Origin of the sequence: Sphingobium aquiterrae, from assembly GCF_037154135.1 — a bacterium.
GTDB lineage: Bacteria > Pseudomonadota > Alphaproteobacteria > Sphingomonadales > Sphingomonadaceae > Sphingobium > Sphingobium aquiterrae.
Window position 1 is genome coordinate 44,413 of the sequence record NZ_JBANFL010000006.1, and the last position, 20,330, is coordinate 64,742.

Sequence of the window (20,330 nt, forward strand, 5' to 3'; positions counted from 1 at the left end):
AAATATGACCGAGGGCACTTTCCCCAGGCGCATGGCCTTGGCCACCGACCTTAGCCATCGCTGCGACCGCGCGCTCGACCGTGCCCTGCTCGTCGCCAGGGCGTGGCAGGCCGAACTCACCGTCATTCACGCACTCGCTCCGCCTGAGACTATGACCCTGTTCGGGAGCCTGCGCGATCTGCCGTCCTGGCGGCGGCCGCCCGACCCGGTCCGCAAGGCCCGCGACCGCATCTACAGGGATCTGGTGCGCGAGGATCCGCACGTCGACATCGCCGTCCATGTCGAAACCGGCTCGCCGGCCGAGGTCGTCCTCGAGGCAGCCCGGGAATCCCATGCCGAACTGATCGTCACCGGCGTCGCCCGCGACGAACTGCTGGCGCGGATGTTTCTTGGCGACACGGTCGACCGGCTGATCCGCAAGTCTCCTGTCCCGGTCCTCATTGTTCGCGACCGCGCCTTCGAACCTTATCACACCATGCTCGTCGCGACGGATTTTTCGGAATCCTCCCGCGTTGCGCTCGAAACAGCCATCCGGTTTTTCCCGGATACAGGCCTCTCGCTTTTTCACGCTTATGACGTGCCCTTTGCCGGCTATCTTGGCCGCGCAGAGGTCGAAAAGCAGTTCGAAGGATATGGCAAGGACGCGGCCGACAAGTTCCTGGCCGAAGCCGGGCTCACGCCCGACGCCGCCCGCAAGGTCAGCCACATGATTGAACATGGCGTGCCCGAGGCGCTGTTGCGGGACTATGCCGAGAACTCCCGGCGCCATCTCACTGTGGTGGGCACCCATGGCGGCGGCATGGTCTATGAAACCCTGATCGGCAGCACGGCGCGCAAGATCATCGATGCGGTGCCCGGCGACGTGCTTCTCGTACCCGATCCCGCCAAGCGCAAGGCAGACTGATCTTCGATGACTCATGCGATCGTCTGGATTAGCGTCGGGCTTGCCGCGTTGATCGCCGGCGCCGAACTGCTCGTAAGAGGCGGCGCGGCACTGGCAGCGCGCCTTGGCATTTCCCCCCTGCTGATCGGTCTTACCGTGGTTGCGCTTGGAACGAGCACGCCGGAGCTGGCCGTCGGCATCGAGGCCGCCATTCAGGGCAACGGCTCACTTGCGATCGGGAACATCGCCGGCACCAATACCGTCAACATCCTCCTTATCCTTGGCCTGAGCGCTGCGCTGCAACCGCTGGCGATCCAGATGCAGACCCTGCGTCTAGAGCTCCCCGCGATCGTCATTGCCGCGGCCACGCTGCTCGCCTTTGCTTGGGACGGCACGCTGTCGCGGCTGGAGGGCCTCGTGCTCGTCACCATGGGCGTGATATTCACGCTGGCGGTCATCCGCGCGGCCCGGCGAGAGAGCCTTAAGGTCAAGCTGGAGTTCGCCCGTGAGTTCGGGCCCCGGCGCCTCGCCAACCGTCAGGCGGCGACCGAGATGCTGATGCTCGCGATTGGTCTCGTCATCATCGTTGTCGGCGCCGACTGGCTCGTCGAAGGTGCTGTCGATCTCGCACGTCTCTGGAATGTATCGGACGCCTTCATCGGCCTGACGATCGTTGCCATCGGTACCTCGGCACCCGAACTCGTGACCACGATCATATCGACGATCCGGGGTGAGCGTGACATCGCGATCGGCAATCTGATCGGCAGTAGCGTCTACAATATCCTCGTGATTCTTGGGGTGACCTGCCTCATTCCGGCCGATGGTATCGATGTCAGCAGCCATCTCATCCGCATCGACATACCGGTCATGCTGGGAGTAGCGCTGCTCTGCATTCCGATTTTCGTCAGCAGCCGCAAGATTTCGCGGTTCGAGGGCGGCCTCTTCGTGAGTGCTTACGCAGCCTATCTCAGCTACCTCATCATCCAGCGCACATGACATCCACCGTGCCCCGCGAGTGGGAATTTTGATCAACCGAGAAGGAGGAAAACATGCTGAAAGATCTCGTCGCAATCGTGGACAATGGGGAGGCCGCCCGCGGTTTCATCAAGCACGCCACGGCCTTCGCCGCCGCCCAGGACGCGCACCTCGCAATATCCTTGATGATGGATATCTTCGACAATGCCGCCGTGCTGCCGCCTTTCGATTATTATCCGGTGATCCTGGATCGCATCGATGATGAGGCGAAGCGCCGCACGGAAACGGTGAAGGCCGCGGTGGAAGGCGCGCCGATCCCGGTCGAGATCCGTCCGGTCGCCGACGCCCTTGCCTATCTCGGCGGAGCCTCACGTGTTGAAGGGCGCTATGCCGATCTTCTGCTCATTGGCGGTGCTTCCGCCTTCGAAAACCAGAAACTGCGCCGCCGGAGCCTGCAGGCGGCCGTTACCGGATCGGGTGGACCCGTCCTGGTCCTGCCCGACAATGCAAAGCTGGAGCGCGTGGAACGCGCCGTTCTGGGCTGGGATGCATCGAGTGAAGCGCGCCGCGCCGCGCGGGATCTTATCGATGTCGCAGATCCGGGCGCCGTCATCGACGTCGTCTGCGTGGATCCGGAACCCACCGCGGAAGGCCACGGACCCGCACCCGGCTCGGATATTGCCCGCCACCTTGCGCGCCATGGATTCAAGGTCGACGTTCATGTGATCGCTTCAGCCGGCCGGCGCATCTCCGTGGCTCTTCAGGACTTCGCGAGAGATACCGGGGCGAATCTTCTCGCCATCGGCGCCTTCGCCCATTCGCGGGTGCGCGACATCCTGCTGGGCGGCGTCACGCGCGATCTGATCGACGACGTCGGCCTTCCCGTCCTGATGTCGCGCTGAGGGCGCGGGGGGACGAAACTTCATCTGGCAAAGGAGGGAGCCGTCAGTGATGCGCCGGCTCCCGTCATTCCACGGGCGCGAAGCACCTCGCCATGGCTGCGTCATCCGACGAAGGTTTGCGGCATGGGTTGAGGTTATGAAGAAACGCGATGATGTCCGTCACCTCCTGCGGCGTCAGGATAAAACGCGGCATATCACGGTGACCGACCTCAAGACCCTTCAGGAACGCCGGCTGCAAAGCGTCGACCGGATATTGCCTGTAGAGATTTCGAAACGGCGGTGCGAGCCGGTTGGGGCTCGCATTGGTTTCGCCGATGGCGTGACAACTCGCGCATCGCCGCTCCGCCAGGTCGCGGCCTCGAGACACTTCTCCCGCGCTCCCAGCAACCGCAAAGGCAGCGGTCCCCGTCAGCAACAGGCTGATTGCAATGGCTTCCTTCCACATGCTGAATCTACCCAGAAAGACAAGAACCTTGAAAAATCCCGATCCTGCCGCTCTTCACAAGGCGCGCGGAAGAAGGCCGGACGCCGTGCGCCCGGCCCCTCTCGACCGATCAGGCTGCTTGTGAAAGCGCCTCGGTGATCTGGTCCTTGATCGCCAGGCGGCGCTTGCGGAGCTCGGTTTCACGATCCTGCGACGTCGGCTGAACGTTCGTCTCGGCCACATGAATCTCGTCGTTCACTTCATCATAGGCGGCGAGCAGCTGCGCAAAGATCGGGTCCGAAACCTTCAGCGCGTGGATCTTGTCCATCTGGTCCGGGAACTCTTCGCCCAATGTATGCGGTGTATTCGACATGTCTTACTCCGTTGGTTTCCACGCGAACGTAATAGAAGACACGCCAAGGCGCGCCCATAAGTAGGTTCCCTAATCCGTTCCAGGCCTGATCCAATTATCCCCGTCGCCGCGCCGCTAGGAAAATCTAGCCGTTCTTCGCTTTCCGCTTGTCGCGATGGTCCTGGTACGAGCGAAGGACCTCCGACATCCGCGCGAGGGCTTCGCGCCGCGCCGAGGCGCTCTCAATACCCTGGAGTTCCTTCTTCAGGCGGATCGAGAAATCGGCGTAGTCATTCTGCCAGTCGCGCCCGACCGCGCCTTGCAGTTCGGGGTCGCCTGTCTTGAGGCGCCGCGCCGACGCGCGCGCAGGCAACGCATAGGTCTCGCCCAGTTGTGGAGCGATGATCGATGTCGCCGCCTCATCCGCCTGCAACAGCCGGCGGAACGTCTCGATAGATCCCGACTCGCCATGGCTCAGAAAAAGACTACCGTCGATCGGCTGCCGCGCCTTGATCCATCGCTGAAGATCCTGCTGGTCGGCATGCGCCGAATAGGTGTCGATCCTGCGTATCTGGGCACGGACGGCGACGTCCTGCCCCCAGATCCGCACCCGGTTGGCGCCATCAAGAATGGTCCGGCCGAGCGACCCGGCCGCCTGGAAGCCGACGAACAAGATCGTCGATTCACGCCGCCCCAGATTATGCCGCAGGTGATGGCGAATGCGCCCGGCTTCGCACATTCCCGAAGCCGCCATGATGATCGCGCCGGACAGGCTGTTGAGCCGCATCGATTCCGTAGCGTTCAGGACATAGTGGAAGGACGGATGATGGAAAACCTCGCCCGAGCCCATGTCCTCGAGTTCGCTGGCGTGCTTTGCAAACACCTCGGTCGCCCGTGTCGCCAGGGGAGAGTCGATGAATACCCGCGGATGCGCCAGACGGCCGGTGTTGATGAGCATGGCAATGTCGAGGAGCAACTCCTGCGTCCGCTCAAGCGCGAATACCGGGATGACGAGATTGCCGCCACGCGTCAACGCAGCCTTGATTTCGGCTTCCAGGAGCGTACGCCGCTGCTCGATCGTCAGATCCTCGCGGGCCCGGTCGCCATAAGTGCTTTCGCAGATCACATGATCAAGCCCCGCCGGTCCTTCGGGATCGGCGTGAAAGGCCTTGTGATCCGGGCCAAGGTCGCCGGAAAAGAGCAGGCGCGTTTCGCCAACCTGCATCTCGACGGAAGTCGATCCGAGAATGTGGCCGGCATTCCACAACCGGGCCGTGAAGCCCCGCGCGGGCTGGAACCACTTGTTCAGCGCGACCGTCTCGATCTGATCATAGGCCGCCTTGGAATCGGCCTCGGTATAGATCGGCTCGATCGGCTCCTCGTCCTTTCGATCCTTGCGGCGGTTACGCCGCTCCGCTTCGCTTTCCTGGATGCGCCCGGCGTCAGGCAGCATGTGGTAGAGAAGATCACGCGTTTGCGGCGTCGCATAGACCGGGCCCCTGAAGCCCTCGGCGACAAGCTTTGGCAATAGACCGCTATGGTCGATGTGTGCGTGCGTGAGGACGACGGCGGCGATCTTGCGCGCATCGAACGAAAATGGCTCGCGATTGAGCGTTTCGAGCGTCCGGGGTCCCTGGAACAGGCCGCAATCGATCAGGATCGCGCGGCCGTCATGTTCAAGCTCCATGCACGAGCCTGTGACTGTCCCCGCGGCGCCGTGGAAGGTGATCCTGGGCTCGTTATTCGTCACTGCACATGCTCCAAATTGGCGGGGTCCTGATCCGTGACACCTTAGTGACGCGCTATGCTCCCGCTATGAGAGATTTTCCTTAGCGAGCACCGACATGCACCTGCTGGATCGTTCATCAAAACGGAAAAACATCAGCACTGCTACCGTGGTATTGGAGGGTAGCAGCCAGATCCCCCTCGCATCTCCTCGTTCGCGGAGCCTAGCTGCAATGGCGCGATCGAGAAGCTCGGACAGTTCCAGAACGCAAGCAATCACGGATAGCGAGGCCAGTGTGATGATGACGGGACTGGCGAACAGATTTTGCACTTGGGGGAGGGGCGGAACGACGTCAGGCATCAGCGGGATTGCGATGCCCGGCAGGGCTGTCTTGGCACGTCGCGCCGGCGGAACGAATTGGGGATATTGCGGATAGACGGAAATACATCCAGCCCGCTCAAATGACGGGATGACGAACATTGCCACGCTGACGCTGAACCCGACGATCGACGTCGCCTATGAAGTCGATCGCATTTTCCACACCCGCAAGATGCGGACCAAATCCGAATTCTACAGCCCAGGCGGCGGCGGTATCAACGTCGCTCGAGTCTTTGTCCGCCTCGGCGGCAATGCCCGAAGCTATTATATGGCGGGCGGCGCCACCGGCAATGCTCTTGACGGCCTGCTCGACCTCCATCAGCTCGTCCACAATCGCATCCACATCGCGGGCCATACCCGCGTCGCATCCGCCGTGCTCGAGCTCGAAAGCGGCAAGGAATATCGTTTCGTTCCACCGGGGCCGACCATCCAACCCGCCGAGTGGCAGGCCTGTCTTGACAAGCTTGAAACCGCGCAGTGCAATTTCATGGTGTTGAGCGGTTCGCTGCCGCCCGGCATGCCCGACGATTTCTACGGTCAGGTCGTCGCGCTGATGCGCCGACGCAATATTCCCGTCATCCTCGACAGTTCAGGACCGGGACTTAAGGGCGGCCTCGATGAAGGCGGCGTCTTTCTCGTGAAGCCCAGCATCGGCGAGTTGCGGCAATTGACCGGGCTCGAACTCGGCGATCCCGACGAAATCGCCCATGCTGCACTCGAAATCGTTCGATCCGGACGATCCGCCCATGTCGCCGTGACCATGGGCCATGAAGGCGCGATCCTTGCCAGCGCCGCCGGACCGCTTTTCCTGCCAGCTGCCCCCATCGAGGCGAAAAGCGCGGTTGGTGCCGGTGACAGCTTCCTGTCCGCCATGCTGTTTGCGATCTCGATTGGCTGGGAGATGGGCGAAGCCTTCCGTCTCGGCATTGCCGCTGGCGCTGCCGCCGTGATGAGCCCGGGCCACGATCTCGCCAGGCCAAGCGACATCGAACGCCTATACCAACGGACGTCGCAAATATCCTGAGTGTTGCGAAGATCGGTATATCCCACTCGACTTCCGGCGCGGTGAGAACGCGTCTTCACTGCCTCAGTGTTTGCGCACAAATTCGGCTCGCAGGACCAGGCCCTTGATGCCATCGTAGCGGCAGTCGATTTCCTGCGGATCGCCGGTCAGCCTGATCGTCTTGATCACGGTGCCCTTCCTCAGCGTCTGCCCGGCGCCCTTGACCTTCAGATCCTTGATCGTGATGACGCTGTCCCCGTCCGCGAGGACGTTCCCTGCCGAATCCCGAACCTCGACCAAGTCTGCTGCCGCGGCCTTCGCCGCAGCCTCGGCGGCGGGGAGCCATTCGCCTGAAGCTTCATCATAGACATATTCGTCGTTTGCATCGCTCATCCTGGGTTCCTTCGTAGGTGGTGATCAATGGACTGTCTGCGTCGAGGAGGCCGGCTCCACGGTGAGGGATGAAGCAAGCCGCACGGCATCCGCGAAATTCGCACTATGCAAAACCCGACTGCTCGAGGGGCCGAGCGACACTCTTTCGAGCATCTCCATCGGCTGCGCCGTCACGCCCGAAAGGATGACCCGGATGCCCAGCACTTTGGCATGGTCGACAATGTCGCCCATTGCCGTGACGCCGCTTGCATCCAGCAGCGGAACCCGGCGCATTCGCAGGATGATGATTTTGGGAGCGGACCCGATGCGCCTCAGCGTGTCCATGAGGTCGTTGGCGACCCCGAAAAAGATCGGGCCATCGATGCGGAACACCTCGACGCCTGCCGGCAAGGCCGTGCGCTGGTCGAGTTCTTCCTCTTCGGCATCGGAGGCTGCGCCTTCGCCATCGCTCGCGATCTCAACAGTGCGGCTCATCCGCATCATGAACAGTAGCGATGCCAGCGTCACGCCAACCGCAATCGCCACGGTCAGGTCTATGAAAATCGTGAGTCCAAACGTCAGCAACAGCAGGCTCCTGTCGCCAGTCGGCATGCGCAGGAGCTGAAGGAAACGGTGGTGCTCGCTCATGCCCCAGGCCACCATGAACAGGATCGCCGCCAGTGCGGCCAGCGGTACGAAGGCCATGAGCTTCGAGGCGAACAGGATGAACAGGAGCAGGAAGACGGCGTGCAGCATGCCGGCGATCGGCGTCACCGCGCCGGCGCGGATATTGGTCGCGGTCCGTGCAATGGCTCCGGTCGCGGGCAGCCCTCCGAAAACGGCCGAGGCCATGTTCGCCACGCCCTGCCCGACGAGTTCCTGATTGGAGCGGTGCCGGGAACCGATCATGCCATCAGCCACAACGGCCGAGAGCAGCGCCTCGATCCCGGCGAGGAACGCTATGGTGAAGGCTGCAGGCGCCACCGCTTGCAGCCGGGCAAACGAGATCTCCGGCAGGGCAGGGGCGGGCAGGCCGGTGGGAAGCTCGGGGAAGCGCGATCCGATCGTCTCGACCGGGACATGGAGAAGGGCGACGATGGCGCTCGCCAGCACGACGGCGATAAGGAAGCCGGGGAGGCGCGGGGCCCATTTTCGCAGAGCGATGATGAGCGTGAGGGAGCCGGCGCCAATTGCAAGAGTGGCGAGCTGCAGGCTCCCGAGCGCGGAGAAATAGGCCGACCACTTGGGTATGAAGTCCGCGGGCACCGTTTTCATCGACAAGCCCAGGAAATCCTTCACCTGGCTTGAAGCGATGATCACCGCGATCCCGGCGGTAAAGCCGGTCACCACCGGCTGCGGAATGAAGCGCACAAGGCTCCCGAGCCCGGAATAGCCCGCAACAATGAGCAATACGCCCGCCATCAGCGTCGCCAGCAGGAGCCCGTCATAGCCATGCTGGGCGATCACGTTGAAGACGACGACGACGAACGCGCCTGTCGGCCCGCCCACCTGGACGCGCGAACCGCCCAGCGCCGAAATGAGGAACCCGGCGATGACGGCCGTGATCAATCCCTTGTCCGGGGTCGCGCCGCTCGCGATCGCCAAAGCCATGGCGAGGGGGAGGGCGACGATCGCGACCGTCAGCCCCGCAATGCTGTCCCGCCGCAGCCGATCGAACGTATATCCCTCGCCGAGAACCGTTACCAGTTTCGGCGTAAACGCGGTCAGCCGCGCATCATATGGCTTCATTTTCGGCCTGCGGTTCGCCAGCCTGATCGTAGAGCATCGATGGCACGCGCTTCGGCTGACTTCCCGCTGCGGTATCCTTCAGCCGGACCCCGCGCCCGGCGCCGTTGCTGGTCGCATTCTCACCGATGATCTCGATTCCGGCGGTTTCCAGTGCGTTGATCACCTTCACCAGCGTATCGACCACGCTGCGCACCTGCCCGTCCGACGCCTCCATTCTCTGGATCGTCGGAAGCGAGACGTTGGCCAGAGCAGCCAGTTGGCGTTGGTCGATACCGAGAAGAGCACGCGCCGCGCGCATTTGCTGTGATGTGATCATTGAGTCCTCGTGATGTATGAAACATCTAATTGCAATCTTACCTCTCATATGTGCGATATGCTAGATGAAATTCTGCAGCCAACCCCTCCGCTGATGGCCCCGGCGCCAAAGGAGTTTCCAGTCATGTCCGCGTTATTCTGATATGGGCAGGTTCCAGGCGACGCCGGAGGCAGGGTCAGGCGTTTGAACGCGCGTCCAAGACACGTTTCCCGCAAGGACAGCCGAAATCCCTGTGACCCGCGATGGGAAGGGGGGCGTTCGGCCGCTGTCCCTCCTGCGGCGGGGGTGCGTTTTTTCGCAAGTTCCTGAAGCCGATCGCAAAGTGCAACGTCTGCGGCCAGGACGCCTTAGCAAGCCGACGACTTTCCGGCCTATGTCTCAATCTTCCTGACCGGACATATTCTCGCGCCGCTGATCATCGCGATCGTCAAGGATGCGGACCTCTTTGTGGGAGCGCGCGTCGCCATCATTGTTCCGGTCGCGATGGTGTTGATGATCGGACTTCTCCAGCCCGCCAAGGGCGCCATTATCGCTGGCCAGTGGTGGTTTGGCATGTATGGTTTCCAACCATGTCGCGACGAACAGAAGGAATAGCCTGTGGCGCGTAAGCCCGCTGGGCCGGCGGCCTTTGTAATTGGGCACACACACCCGATAAGGCCTCGTCACCCGTCTGCGTTCTTCGAAGAGCAGATAAGCCGCTTCGAAGACTATGTGGGGCGCCGGGCATTGCTCGATGCGATCACGGTTGAGGAACGAATGCTCTTCGCGCGACTGCTCCACGCCAACAGGCGGAATATCGCCGCATGGTGCCATATTTTGCCACGTTAAACTGCCATCCCCTCCCGTTTTCATGTGTGTCAGCAACCTGGGCGAACGCCATTGGTGGGTGTCTGAAGCCCGCCAAGTTGCACGAGTTCGTCCATCTCCAGCGGTCGAGCCGCGCCTTTCTCGAGGGCGCCGAGGCTGACGCCACCGATCGCCACCCGAACCAGCCTGAGCACATTGCTGCCGCAAGCTGCCAACATCCGGCGTACCTGGCGATTTCGCCCTTCGGTCAACACGACCTCAATCCAACTCGAACGGCCATTCGTGCGCAGCAGCCGTGCGGATGCGGCCGATAGACGTTCTCCCTTATCCTCGACCGGCAACTGGAGCGTGGCGATCAGGCGTTCATCGGCGGCGCGATCGACCTTCACATGGTAGGTCTTCGAGATACCCGAAGCGGGGTTCATCAGATATTCGGCCCACCCCGTGTCGTTCGTCAGAAAAAGCAGACCCTCGCTCGCCTTGTCGAGCCTCCCAACTGGCGAGACAAACGGCAGATCCTCCGGCAAACAATCATAGACCGTTTTCCGCTCCTGTGGATCGCGGCGCGTGGTCACCAGGCCCCTTGGCTTGTTCAGCATGAGATAGACCTTGCGCCCTGCGCGGATCGCACTGCCGTCGACCGTGATGTTTGCAAGCGAGAAATCCACCCGCTGGCTCGCGGATTGCGCTCGGCGCCCACCTACACTGACCCGGCCAGCCTCGATCAGGCGTAAGGCTTCTGTACGCGAGCAGAAGCCCAGCTTCGATAGCGCACGAGGCAAACTCACGACCTCCGCTGGCTTGTGCCGTGCTCTTTCTCGGTCAAAACGGCGATCGACGCCGCGGCCCCGATGGTCGTGAACCATGAACGATCCCACGCCCCGACGCGCCGCGTGCGATAGGAGCCAAGCAATATCTTGAGTGCGGATCAGAAACGCGGCCGCAGCGGATTGTTCTCGCCCCCGAACACCGCCTGCGGCATCCGGGGCTAGGTGCCGGCGTGCAGTCTGCCGGCGCGGAGGGAAGTGCGGTTCACCATCACACTATCATCGGCGGTTCTCGGACCATGGTCAACACCTCGACAGCCCGGCGCGTAATCTTCAAACATCGAAGCATCCCCACATGGTCGGTCGTAGCACGTAAATCAGCTGATCCTGGGCATGGCACAACGGAACTTCCAGCGAATCCAGACCTCACTTTCGCAAACTCGGCCGAGTGGGGGGAGAGGCGGAGACGGCTTTGAGGGGCCTGCTTGAGCAGCATTGGGCCTGAAAATGCCAATTGATCGTCAGCATCATTGAAATGAGATGCAAAGAGGCAGATAGATGCATATATCAGGCTAGAAGTGCATGCATGCTTACTGCTTTTTTAGATGATATTCGTGACGGCGACCTGATCGCACCGCGCCGCATGGCGGAGCGCTTGCGACTGCCGATGACGCGCCTGTCGCGGATCGCCCACCTCAATCGCAACACGATGACGGCGCATCCCGCCAGCCCTATCGTGCAGGCCAAGCTCGGAGAAATTGTGCGCATCATCACGCGCGCAGCCGAGCTTGCCGGCGATGAGGGCAGGGCGATCATCTGGTTCCGCCACCAACCTATCCCCGGTTTTGGCAAGACGGCCGAGGAACTGGTGGAAGAGGGCAAGGCCGAGGCAGTATTGTGGACGCTCGATAGCATGGACGAGGGCGTCTATTCCTGATGGCATCGCTGGCGCCGCTGCAGGGCCGCTACTGGCGAATGCTTGGCGTACGCTGGCAGCGCCGCCCACTCGAAAGCGGGTCACACCGGACTGACGGCCGCTGGAATCCCATGGGCACACCCACACTCTACCTATCCGCGGACTATGTGACCGCGATAGTCGAGATGCATCAGGAGCTGGTGCGCCACGGCACGCTGGCAGCCTATGATGTTACTGCCAACGCTATTGCCGATCTGCGCGGGACATATCCGGCGATCACCAAATGCTTATGGCGCGCAGCCAGGGTCTGCATGCCACCTACAACGTGATCGTTCGGCAACTTCGAACTAGGCAGGTGCCGCCAAACGGGTAGCGCCCCGCCGCCTTCAAGGGTGGCTGGCCTCCATTTCACCGGAATGCCGGTTTCGAGAAACGCTGAAACACCATCGACGTTGAATGCCTCTCCGATTGCCCGCAATTCCGAGACAAAGATCCGTTTCTATAAAATTCGCTGGACAGTGAATATTGCTATATCGCCGAATGTTCGATATGAGCGACATATTCACTGGTGGTCGAATATGCGAATTTTTGAGCTTGAGGAACGCGAATTGCTGGAGGAGCTGTGCAGCGCCATAGCAGCGCTGCCGGGCGCTTCCGTGCATCAGCGCGCCGGAGAGGAGCGCGTCGGCGCGCGCTATGCCCCTGATGGCTTGCTCGATGTGCGCCTCAACCACCAGCAATTCGAGTTGGTGGTCGAAGCGAAGCGCGAGCTCTTTCCCAGGGACGTCCGCCAGCAGATCTGGCAGCTGCGGGACTATCTCGACCAGATGGATGGGGCTGGCGAGAGAGTCGCCATGCTGATCGCCGGCGCGATCTCGAAGGGTGCACGCGATATCCTTCAGCAGGAGAGTATCGGTTATTTCGATCTCGGCGGCTCGCTCTTCATCCCGGCGTCCGGAGCCTACGTGCTGATTGATCGGCCGCCGCCCAAGAAAGCGGGCCGTGCTCTCGGCTCGATCTTTCAGGGGCAGCGCGCGCGTATCGTTCAGGCAGTTGTGGAAGCCGCGCCCGATTGGGTTAGCGTCAAGGATCTCGCCGAAGAAACCGGCGTATCGCCGGCGACCGCGTCGGAAACCTTGACCGAAATGGAGCGCCGCGATTGGCTTGAGGTCGAGGGGGCGGGGCCGGCAAAGCTGCGCCGTCTGCGCGAGCGCGGGCCTGTCCTCGACGAGTGGGCGCGCCTGATCGCCGATCAGAAGCCGCCGCGGATCGAACGCTACTATGTGCCCGGTGGAGACGCTGACGAGATCGCGCGCCGGCTCGACGAGGCATGTCGCGATGTCGGCGCGCAATATGCCGTGACGGCCGAGGCCGCAGCGCAGGCCTATGCGCCGTACCTCTCCGCGATCTCGCAGCTCAAATGCCGGATTCAGGGCGGACGGCTGCACAGCGAGGTCCTCTCGCGCCTCAACGCTCGACCCGTATCGGAAGGCTGGAACCTTGGCGTCATCGAAGATGCCAGCAAGCGCGACATCGCGGTGGGCAAGAGGATCGACGGCATTGCCTATGCGCCGCCGGTCCAGGTCTATCTCGACCTTCTTCAGGGGGCTGGGCGCGCCAAGGACATGGCCGACCACCTCCGCTCCGAACGGCTTCCAGGATAATGACCAAACCTAAGACAATGGCCGCCTATGATGGTGGCGTGACCGAGGCCTGTGAGCGTGTGCTCGTCACGCTCCTCCGCGGCTTCGGCCCCTGGAAGGAATCGGTGTTTCTCGTCGGCGGGCTGACGCCCCGTTATCTGGTCGCTGCTCGTCCGCCCGAGGTGCCCCAGCACGCCGGCACCGGCGATGTGGATGTTGTCGTCGATGTGGGCATCCTGACCGACACCGAGGCCTACAGCACGCTGGAGGAGAACCTCCATACGATGGGTTTCGATCGCGGAACCAATGAGAATGGGGTGAAGGTCTCGTGGCGCTGGGAGGCCCGTCTGGAGACGGGCATCACCATGATCCTCGAGTTCCTCGCCGAGCATCCTGAGCTCGGCGGCGGGAAGGTCAAGGTGCTTCCGACCGAAGGCAACGTCTCTGCGCTCAACATCCCCCATGCCTCGATGGTGTTTGATCTGCACGACAAGACCGAACTGACCGCCGAGCTGCTCGACGGTGAAGGCCTGGCGACCGAGACGGTCCGATACGCAAATATCGTCAGCTTCACGTGCCTCAAGGCATTCGCCTTTGATCATCGCAACGCGCGCAAGGATGCGCATGATCTCGTCTACTGCCTGGAGCATCACCCGGGTGGGCTGGACGCGGTGATCGCCGCCTTCAAGGAGGCGCTAGCGGGACCGCACGTCGATGCGGTCGGCGAGGCACTTGCGAAGCTCAAGACCCGCTTCGTCCATGATGATCCAGGCCAATCTTATCGCCGGGACGGACCTGTCGCGGTGGCACGTTTCGAGGACAACGACGCCGACGCCGGTGGTAACGAGGACGTTCGTGATCTGCGGATTCTTCGCCAGCGCCGAGTGGCGGACCTGATGGCGAAATTTCTCTCTGCCCTGGAGACAGGAGGGTGATGCCGGTCCGGCTCATCCCGCTCGGCAGGGATTGAACCGATGGTGTCTGTGATCAAAGCGCGATCGCGCGCCAACCCATCCGTCGAACCGTCGCTAGGCTGGACATATCTCTCTCGCGAGGCCCTTGCTCGCGCGAAGGCGCAGATGGATGAGGAGTCGACAGGGGTTCGTGACGAAATCGGCTTCCTGACGATCCATCAGGGCTATGCGGACCTCTTCTTCCCGGGAACCTCGGTTCTGCACACGCGCGCACGTTACCTGCTCTTTGTGCCGTGGTTGTTCGAGGATCTGGCACCAGCGACCGGGCCCGTCGCGCAGCGAGCCTTGCAGGAGAAAGAGCGCGTACTGGCTGGCCGTCTGAGGAACCAGCCAGGTGAGGATCATCCCGATCGCAGAGGCACGATCGGGGGTGTGAAGTTCCCGAAGCCATCAGCGCAGCCCCCATCGACCGTCTATTGGAATGCGCTCGCGACCTGGGGCATCCTGCGGCCCGGCCCCAATGCCCGAGCCATCTCGCGCGCGCAGGCTCATCGACTGCTGGGCTCAGGAAAGACGGCGACCGACGACGATGGACAGCTGCTGGTCAGCTCCGAGCCGCCCTTCGTGAAAATGCCACGGCGACCGGCGAACTGGCTGGACGGCGAAATCTCTCTCCGCATGGAGAAATTGGAAGCCGATTTCCTGCGCGAGCATGTCGCTCGGGTTCGTCCGAAAGATCGGGCTGAACCGTCATTGATCGCCCGCTTGGCGCGGCTGGAGATGGTCCCGCCGTCCGACATGTTCGACGATGCGGTGCTCGCTGTCGCAGGCGATGACCGCCCGGCGCTCGTTCGCGCCGAACAGGCAGCATGTCTGTCGGGTATCGGCCGGGCGATTTACGACGCTCTTCTGGAGCGGATCGTGGTTGAGCATGACGGCAGAAAAGACTCGGCGCGCCACCGGCTCCATCTTGATGGCATGGTCAGAGATTATGGCGGTCGTGCCGTCGAACTCGACCTGGCCGGGCTCCAGACGGACATCGGCATCATGCCGGCGCGGTTGTTGTCCGTCCTTGAGGCGACGAAGACGTGGCTGGCCCAAGGCGGCGGGGATCCGTCGAGCCTGTACGATGTCTTTCAGGCTGCCGAGGCGAGAAAGGGCGCGCGAGCGCGGCTCTCTCAAACGCCAAACGGCCGCGATCGACGGGCCGAGTGGGCAACCGACGAGCACGTCCTGTCCGACGTGCTTCACTATCGCTGGGGACAGGTGCGCACCCTGCTTGCCGACCTGGCCGAGGCGGTATGACCGACACCCCACAAAGCTGGCCCGCTCTTTCCTACCTCGAGACCCTACGCCCCGGTCCAGACGAGGCGGTCGAGTTGGCCGTGTTGGCGGCCTACTCGGCGGATCTCGCTTCGATCGGGGCCGCTTTGCTCGCGCTTGCCGGGAAGGATAGCGATGCCGGGAAGGGGAGCGCCACCGATTTCGCCGATGCAGTCGAGCGTTTGAGGGGCAAGGTTCGGATCGTCATCCAACGCGGCCGTCTTGCCAAGATGCGGCGAACCCCACGCATCGCGGCGGTGCTCGACCAGTTCGTGCGCGAGGTAGACTTCGACGAAGCGACGCATAGCTGGCATCCGAAGGTGGCCTTGGTGCGGTTGCGGTCGGATGAGGGCGAGACACGTTGGCGTCTGTGGCTCGGCAGTCGCAACCTCACCGAGTGTGTGAACCGCGACATTGGGCTGTTGCTCGTATCAGGTGGACAAGGGGCGAGGCAGGTTCCCGGCGCCGATGCGCTTGCGCGGTCCTTGGCCGACCGTGCCGAGTTGAAGGGCGCGCGCAGCGCGTCACTCGCTTCGGCCATCGGCAAGGTTGAGTGGCGCGCGCCGGCCGGGGTTACGGTTGAAGCGCTGCGCTGGTCGAGCGGGCTGGTCCCGATGGAGATCCCGACACCGCCAGCGCGCACCGATGAGATTCTCGTCGTCAGCCCGTTCGTCGACAAAGCATTTCTTGCCGCACAGATGCCTCCGGGGAAGGACAAGCCCAGCCGCACGTTGCTCACGACCATGCGGGAGATTGATCGGGTAGGGCCATCGCTTCGCACGTTCGACAGTCTGCTGGCGCTAGATGGTCCAGATTATCCAATCGCCGATCCAGAACCTGCAGACAGTGCAGCAGCGTTGGGTGAGCAGGATGACGCCGCGGACGAGGAACAGCAGATTGGCCGCGGTCTACACGCCAAGCTGCTGTTCTGGCGCACTGGCCGATCGCGCACTTTGTGGCTGGGTAGCGCCAATGCCACGAGACGGGCCTGGTCCGGCCGGAATGCCGAAGCAACGCTCGAGCTTCGCATCACCGAAGGCGTCGAGGCAGGTTTGAAAGCACTGGTCGGCGCGGCCCGCTGCATCCCTGTGCCCGAACGCGAGTTCGAGCCGGATGCGGTCACACTCGAGGAAGAGGCGCTTGAGCGTGCGCGTGCGCAGGTCGCTGCCCGCTGGGGGGCAACCCTCGCCGTCGAGGGCGAGGATCTCCGCATCGAACAAGACCCTGCCCAATACCCTAGGGGGCCTCATCCGGATGAAGCAGGCGCGGTGCTGGAAATCGGGGCGCTGAACGGCGATCTGCGCGTCTGGCCGCGTGCCGTGACCGCGATCTCGTTGGGGAGCGTGCCTCCGGCCGAGCGTACAGAATTTGTCCGGCTCCGCGTCAGTCTTGGCGAGAAGGGGCTCTCGTGGCTGCAGCGCGCGCCGGCTGCCCCTCCCTTCGGGGTCGAACGCGATCGCGCGGCCTTCGTGCGGTTGCTGGGCACACGCGGGTTCCTGCTGTGGCTCGCGGGCCTTCTGGCCGATGATGGCCGAGAGGGCGAGGGCGACTGGACAATAGAGCAGGTCGCCGAACGACTGGGCGCCGGCGTTGATGCACCGCTGTCCAGTGCGCTACCGACGCTTGAGGAAATGCTGGCGGCATGGGCGCGGGATCGGACCAAGTTCCGGGAGATTGAGCGCCGCGTGTCCGACTATCTGCCGGCGGTGCTCGAGCAAGCGCGGCAGGAGGACCCCGAGGCGATCGCTATGTTGCGTCGCTTCGAGGATTTGTGGGGTAAGATTCGATCCGGTTTGGTCGGGGCCGGAGGGGGCCATCGGCGATGAGCGAACCCAAGCCATTTCAAAATGCGACGGTCGAAAGTGCGATCCGATCGTTCGAAAATCAGGCCGGTCGTCGACGCTTCCTTGTCGCGGACGAGGTTGGTCTCGGTAAGACGGTCGTCGCGAAAGAGGTCGCGCGGAGGATGTCGCAGGGCGGCACGCGTCCGCTGACGATCTACTACATCGCCAACGGCCACGCCGTGTCGTTCCAGAACAAGTCGCGGGTTGTTGCTTTCCTCGACGAGGCCCAACGAAAGAAGGCCGTTGAGACGCCGGATCGGCTTTCGATGATCGCGAGGTCGAAGCGACCCGACCAAAACGTCCTCATCTACGCGCTGACGCCGGCGACATCCTTTCCCGGCGGGAAGGTGCGTCTCACTGGCGGCAGAAAGGAGGAACGGGCGTTCCTGCAGGTGCTGCTCGCGAAGGCCTATCCGGCATTTGCAAGCCGTCTCGACCCGAATGTGCTGCGATTGAATGTGGGCGGCAGCTGGGAAGGGCTGCTCACTGAGGCCGAGAAGAAGCGTCAACAAGCTCCGCCGAACCTGACACAGCGGTTTCGGGAAGCGTTGGCGACCGAGTTCGGGCCCGATGTCCGCCAAGCGCTGGAGCACGCTATTGACGGTGATGACGCTACCGGTACGAAAGCGCTCAAACCGACCGCTTTCGTCGGAAAGCTGCGAAGGGCGCTGGCGCTTGCGACGCTGCGGCATCAACCACCCGACCTCGTCATCCTTGACGAATTTCAGCGCTATCGCGATTTGCTCGATGACGAGAGTTCCGATCCGCTACTCAAGGCGCTCCTCGAACCAGTAGGCGCCGCCACGCCGCCGGCAATCCTTTTGCTGAGCGCTACGCCCTATCGTTTGCTGAGCACGCGATGGGAGGAAAGCCAGGGCACCCTCGCGCATGCCCAGCTCATGGAGTTGATCGGCTTTCTGGCGGGCGAAACGGCACGCGGGCACGCGGCAAAGCTGTTCGCCAGCTTTGGGGACAAGCTGCGCGACATCATCGCGCATGCGGAAGCCGGGCATCCTGCATTGGCAGACGAGATCGTGGAGGCGGCGACCATGCGGGATGCGCTGCGTGGCCTGCTCACCCCTGTCATGTCGCGTACCGAACGCGACAGCGTCGTATCGTCAGACTCGTTCGCCGGCACGGAGTATCTCGATGCCAGCCCCGCCTCCGAGGATTTCCGCGTCTACCGGCATCTGGTTGACAGCTTTGACGATAGGGATAGCCATGAGGCGCTTCCTTATTGGTCGTCGATCCCCTTGCCAGCCCAGGCAATGGGCCCTCGCTATACGGCGTGGAGACGGGCAACCATCAAGTCGGAGCAGGGTGTCCCACAGATGACGCGCGCGCGTCGCAACCGGCTCGACGCCCCGGAGAGCTGGCCCGATGCGAAGCTGCGCGCCCTCACGAAGATTGCGGGGCCAGCGAAGTTGTCGCTTCCCTGGTCGGCGCCTTCCCTCGAATGGTGGCCGCTCGCAGGCCCATGGAAATCAGCCGGCGGTGATCCAAAGCTGCTGATGTTCAGTCGATTCAGGGCGACTCCGTCCGCGGTCGCCGCGCTGCTCAGTTTTGGGGTGGAAGCGAACTGCCTTCCCAAGAAGGGCGGGTACGAAAAGGCCTATCGCCGCCGCAGGTTCAAGCTTGCCGCGATGCCTGGGCCGGTGATGGCCGCGTTCCACCCATCCCCGTGGCTAATCCTTAATACAGACCCGTTGGCAAAGCCTGGAGCGACCATGGCGGCGATGCGCAGGGAGGTCCGGCGGCAGATCCTCGCCAAGCTGCCTAAGAACATCGTCGTTCGCGCAACTGCCAAGGACCGTCGCCGGCATCGTTCGATCGCGCGGACGATTGCGGCCATCGAGCAGTTCGACGGTCTCGCGAGCGTCTCCGCGGACGCTTGGGCAGCGGCAACCGGAGACGATAAGGCAGCCCGCGCTGCCATCAAAAAATGGCGGCAGATGCCCAAGCTGGACAGCCTCTCGCCGGAAGAGCTCAATGACCTTGTTGACTACGCGATCAGCGCGCCCGGTGTCGTGCTTGGGCGTGCGCTGCGTCGCCACGATTCGACCATTCTCGATGCCGGCAGGTTCGCGGCGCTCGTTCGCCTGAGTTGGCAAGGGCTTCGGGCGTATCTCGACAATCCCGTGATCCTCGCGTCGCTCCCCGGTGCCAACGCTGTCGAACAGGTTATGCGTGCAGTAGTCGATGGTGGGCTGGAGAGCGTCCTCGACGAGCATTTCTGGCTGCGGGCGCAGAATCTGCCGGAAGGGAGTGCCGGTCTGGCGGCCGACCTGGAGCAGTCGATTGGGCTCCGCGCCGGCGGTTTCAGCTTCCACACACTCGCACGAAATCCGGAGAAGATCCCGGTGAGGTGCCACGTCGCCGTTCCCTTTGGGGATGCGGAGGCCGAACCGGTGAGCAGGAAAGGAGGGGAGGCCAACACGTCTACGCCTGCTCGTCCGGACGAGGTGCGACGCGCCTTCAACACGCCCTTTTGGCCGCATGTACTGGCAACCACATCGGTCGGCCAGGAAGGGCTCGATTTCCATCCATGGTGCGCGAAGGTCGTCCACTGGGATCTTTCCTCCAATCCGTTAGATCTTGAACAGCGAGAGGGTAGGGTGCAGCGCTATGCCGGGCTTGCCGTGCGCCGGCAGCTCGCATCGGAATTGCGTGGCGATTGGCTGGCCGAGAAACAGAGCGCCGGTTCGCCCTGGATACGCCTTCAGCAGCTGGCAGACCGATTTGTCGACACCAGTGGGTTGAAGCCCTGGTGGGTGTTCGATGGAGCGGAGGTCCAGCGTCATGTCTTTGAGCGGCCATTCGGGCGCGACATGCTACGCTTCGCGCAGCTCCGGGAACAGCGCATGATTTACCGCCTTGCGCTCGGCCAACCCAATCAGGAGGATTTCATCGATGTTCTTTCGCGAGGAGGGACTCCGACGCGCGATATTTTAAGACCGTTGGTGCTTGATTTGTCAGCGATGGGCCTGCGACGATCGACCACCAACAGCGAAACCGAAGTCCGAACTTAGACGGTGT

General features: G+C 62.8%; 20 protein-coding genes. 12 read left to right on the plus strand and 8 right to left on the minus strand.

The features are described 5' to 3' along the window. Positions 1 to 4: 4 nt before the first annotated feature. Genes WFP78_RS07905 through WFP78_RS07915 form a run of 3 tightly spaced genes read left to right on the plus strand, consistent with a single transcriptional unit; the run spans position 5 to position 2,760 of the window. Positions 5 to 904 (plus strand): universal stress protein, encoded by a 900-nt coding sequence (locus tag WFP78_RS07905; RefSeq protein ID WP_065846070.1) that lies wholly within the window; start codon positions 5 to 7, stop codon positions 902 to 904. A 6-nt stretch (positions 905 to 910) separates the two neighbouring features. Then, positions 911 to 1,879 carry a calcium/sodium antiporter gene (locus WFP78_RS07910; RefSeq protein ID WP_092958560.1) on the plus strand — a complete coding sequence of 323 codons (969 nt, stop codon included), beginning with the start codon at positions 911 to 913 and terminating at the stop codon, positions 1,877 to 1,879. Between the two features lie 53 nt (positions 1,880 to 1,932). Further along, the gene (locus WFP78_RS07915; protein WP_336960426.1) at positions 1,933 to 2,760 is read left to right on the plus strand and encodes a universal stress protein; all 828 of its coding nucleotides are present in this window, start codon (positions 1,933 to 1,935) and stop codon (positions 2,758 to 2,760) included. A gap of 64 nt (positions 2,761 to 2,824) precedes the next feature. On the opposite strand, the gene WFP78_RS07920 is transcribed toward WFP78_RS07915, so the two are convergent. From WFP78_RS07920 to WFP78_RS07935, 4 genes are all read right to left on the minus strand, one after another. Further along, positions 2,825 to 3,205: a c-type cytochrome gene (locus WFP78_RS07920; RefSeq protein WP_336960428.1), complete on the minus strand. Its 381-nt coding sequence runs from the start codon at positions 3,203 to 3,205 to the stop codon at positions 2,825 to 2,827. A gap of 109 nt (positions 3,206 to 3,314) precedes the next feature. After that, positions 3,315 to 3,512 (minus strand): HP1242/YdcH family protein, encoded by a 198-nt coding sequence (locus tag WFP78_RS07925; protein WP_336960430.1) that lies wholly within the window; start codon positions 3,510 to 3,512, stop codon positions 3,315 to 3,317. 169 nt (positions 3,513 to 3,681) lie between these two features. Beyond that, the gene (locus tag WFP78_RS07930; RefSeq protein ID WP_336960721.1) at positions 3,682 to 5,265 is read right to left on the minus strand and encodes an MBL fold metallo-hydrolase; all 1,584 of its coding nucleotides are present in this window, start codon (positions 5,263 to 5,265) and stop codon (positions 3,682 to 3,684) included. Between the two features lie 84 nt (positions 5,266 to 5,349). Continuing rightward, the gene (locus WFP78_RS07935) at positions 5,350 to 5,742 is read right to left on the minus strand and encodes a hypothetical protein (RefSeq protein ID WP_336960432.1); all 393 of its coding nucleotides are present in this window, start codon (positions 5,740 to 5,742) and stop codon (positions 5,350 to 5,352) included. On the opposite strand from WFP78_RS07935, the gene WFP78_RS07940 reads away from it, so the two are divergent. Next, positions 5,732 to 6,664, plus strand: coding sequence for a 1-phosphofructokinase family hexose kinase (locus WFP78_RS07940; protein WP_336960434.1), 933 nt, complete (start codon positions 5,732 to 5,734; stop codon positions 6,662 to 6,664). The genes WFP78_RS07935 and WFP78_RS07940 overlap by 11 nt on opposite strands. Before the next feature lie 63 nt (positions 6,665 to 6,727). On the opposite strand, the gene WFP78_RS07945 is transcribed toward WFP78_RS07940, so the two are convergent. Genes WFP78_RS07945 through WFP78_RS07955 form a run of 3 tightly spaced genes read right to left on the minus strand, consistent with a single transcriptional unit; the run spans position 6,728 to position 9,080 of the window. Further along, on the minus strand, positions 6,728 to 7,036 hold the full coding sequence (locus tag WFP78_RS07945; protein WP_336960436.1) for an alkylphosphonate utilization protein: 309 nt from the start codon (positions 7,034 to 7,036) through the stop codon (positions 6,728 to 6,730). A 24-nt stretch (positions 7,037 to 7,060) separates the two neighbouring features. Then, a complete protein-coding gene (locus WFP78_RS07950; RefSeq protein ID WP_336960438.1) occupies positions 7,061 to 8,764 on the minus strand; it encodes a SulP family inorganic anion transporter in 1,704 nt (567 codons plus the stop codon). Further along, positions 8,751 to 9,080, minus strand: a complete 330-nt coding sequence (locus WFP78_RS07955) for a helix-turn-helix domain-containing protein (RefSeq protein WP_065846061.1) — start codon at positions 9,078 to 9,080, stop codon at positions 8,751 to 8,753. Before WFP78_RS07955 ends, WFP78_RS07950 begins: the two co-directional genes overlap by 14 nt. A 414-nt stretch (positions 9,081 to 9,494) precedes the next feature. Between WFP78_RS07955 and WFP78_RS07960 the strand changes: the two genes are divergently transcribed. Then, entirely contained in the window at positions 9,495 to 9,674 is a 180-nt protein-coding gene (locus WFP78_RS07960) for a DUF983 domain-containing protein (protein WP_336960723.1), read from the plus strand. A gap of 263 nt (positions 9,675 to 9,937) precedes the next feature. Here the strand turns inward: WFP78_RS07960 and WFP78_RS07965 are convergent, their stop codons facing one another. Then, complete coding sequence (locus tag WFP78_RS07965; protein WP_336960441.1) at positions 9,938 to 10,753, minus strand: pseudouridine synthase; 816 nt, start codon at positions 10,751 to 10,753, stop codon at positions 9,938 to 9,940. 487 nt (positions 10,754 to 11,240) lie between these two features. On the opposite strand from WFP78_RS07965, the gene WFP78_RS07970 reads away from it, so the two are divergent. The 7 genes from WFP78_RS07970 (at position 11,241) to WFP78_RS08000 (ending at position 20,323) form a co-directional block, all read left to right on the plus strand. Further along, complete coding sequence (locus tag WFP78_RS07970) at positions 11,241 to 11,591, plus strand: antitoxin Xre/MbcA/ParS toxin-binding domain-containing protein (RefSeq protein WP_336960443.1); 351 nt, start codon at positions 11,241 to 11,243, stop codon at positions 11,589 to 11,591. After that, on the plus strand, positions 11,591 to 11,899 hold the full coding sequence (locus WFP78_RS07975) for an RES family NAD+ phosphorylase (RefSeq protein ID WP_336960445.1): 309 nt from the start codon (positions 11,591 to 11,593) through the stop codon (positions 11,897 to 11,899). Before WFP78_RS07970 ends, WFP78_RS07975 begins: the two co-directional genes overlap by 1 nt. Positions 11,900 to 11,962: 63 nt before the next feature. Next, positions 11,963 to 13,234: a MarR family transcriptional regulator gene (locus tag WFP78_RS07980; protein ID WP_336960447.1), complete on the plus strand. Its 1,272-nt coding sequence runs from the start codon at positions 11,963 to 11,965 to the stop codon at positions 13,232 to 13,234. Beyond that, on the plus strand, positions 13,234 to 14,148 hold the full coding sequence (locus tag WFP78_RS07985) for an antitoxin (protein WP_336960449.1): 915 nt from the start codon (positions 13,234 to 13,236) through the stop codon (positions 14,146 to 14,148). Before WFP78_RS07980 ends, WFP78_RS07985 begins: the two co-directional genes overlap by 1 nt. A 39-nt stretch (positions 14,149 to 14,187) precedes the next feature. Next, a complete protein-coding gene (locus WFP78_RS07990) occupies positions 14,188 to 15,432 on the plus strand; it encodes a DUF6361 family protein (protein ID WP_336960451.1) in 1,245 nt (414 codons plus the stop codon). Continuing rightward, complete coding sequence (locus WFP78_RS07995; protein WP_336960453.1) at positions 15,429 to 17,276, plus strand: phospholipase D family protein; 1,848 nt, start codon at positions 15,429 to 15,431, stop codon at positions 17,274 to 17,276. Before WFP78_RS07990 ends, WFP78_RS07995 begins: the two co-directional genes overlap by 4 nt. Further along, positions 17,273 to 20,323 carry a DEAD/DEAH box-containing ATP-dependent helicase gene (locus WFP78_RS08000; protein WP_336960455.1) on the plus strand — a complete coding sequence of 1,017 codons (3,051 nt, stop codon included), beginning with the start codon at positions 17,273 to 17,275 and terminating at the stop codon, positions 20,321 to 20,323. Before WFP78_RS07995 ends, WFP78_RS08000 begins: the two co-directional genes overlap by 4 nt. Positions 20,324 to 20,330 lie beyond the last annotated feature (7 nt).

Bases quoted from the DNA above. Each gene is read 5' to 3' on its own strand.
- WFP78_RS07905 (WP_065846070.1), top strand. From the start codon at position 5: ATGACCGAGGGCACTTTCCCCAGGCGCATGGCCTTGGCCACCGACCTT.
- WFP78_RS07910 (WP_092958560.1), top strand. From the start codon at position 911: ATGACTCATGCGATCGTCTGGATTAGCGTCGGGCTTGCCGCGTTGATC.
- WFP78_RS07915 (WP_336960426.1), top strand. From the start codon at position 1,933: ATGCTGAAAGATCTCGTCGCAATCGTGGACAATGGGGAGGCCGCCCGC.
- WFP78_RS07920 (WP_336960428.1), bottom strand. From the start codon at position 3,205: ATGTGGAAGGAAGCCATTGCAATCAGCCTGTTGCTGACGGGGACCGCT.
- WFP78_RS07925 (WP_336960430.1), bottom strand. From the start codon at position 3,512: ATGGACAAGATCCACGCGCTGAAGGTTTCGGACCCGATCTTTGCGCAG.
- WFP78_RS07940 (WP_336960434.1), top strand. From the start codon at position 5,732: ATGACGAACATTGCCACGCTGACGCTGAACCCGACGATCGACGTCGCC.
- WFP78_RS07935 (WP_336960432.1), bottom strand. From the start codon at position 5,742: ATGTTCGTCATCCCGTCATTTGAGCGGGCTGGATGTATTTCCGTCTAT.
- WFP78_RS07945 (WP_336960436.1), bottom strand. From the start codon at position 7,036: ATGAGCGATGCAAACGACGAATATGTCTATGATGAAGCTTCAGGCGAA.
- WFP78_RS07950 (WP_336960438.1), bottom strand. From the start codon at position 8,764: ATGAAGCCATATGATGCGCGGCTGACCGCGTTTACGCCGAAACTGGTA.
- WFP78_RS07955 (WP_065846061.1), bottom strand. From the start codon at position 9,080: ATGATCACATCACAGCAAATGCGCGCGGCGCGTGCTCTTCTCGGTATC.
- WFP78_RS07965 (WP_336960441.1), bottom strand. From the start codon at position 10,753: ATGGTTCACGACCATCGGGGCCGCGGCGTCGATCGCCGTTTTGACCGA.
- WFP78_RS07970 (WP_336960443.1), top strand. From the start codon at position 11,241: ATGCTTACTGCTTTTTTAGATGATATTCGTGACGGCGACCTGATCGCA.
- WFP78_RS07975 (WP_336960445.1), top strand. From the start codon at position 11,591: ATGGCATCGCTGGCGCCGCTGCAGGGCCGCTACTGGCGAATGCTTGGC.
- WFP78_RS07985 (WP_336960449.1), top strand. From the start codon at position 13,234: ATGACCAAACCTAAGACAATGGCCGCCTATGATGGTGGCGTGACCGAG.
- WFP78_RS07990 (WP_336960451.1), top strand. From the start codon at position 14,188: ATGGTGTCTGTGATCAAAGCGCGATCGCGCGCCAACCCATCCGTCGAA.
- WFP78_RS07995 (WP_336960453.1), top strand. From the start codon at position 15,429: ATGACCGACACCCCACAAAGCTGGCCCGCTCTTTCCTACCTCGAGACC.
- WFP78_RS08000 (WP_336960455.1), top strand. From the start codon at position 17,273: ATGAGCGAACCCAAGCCATTTCAAAATGCGACGGTCGAAAGTGCGATC.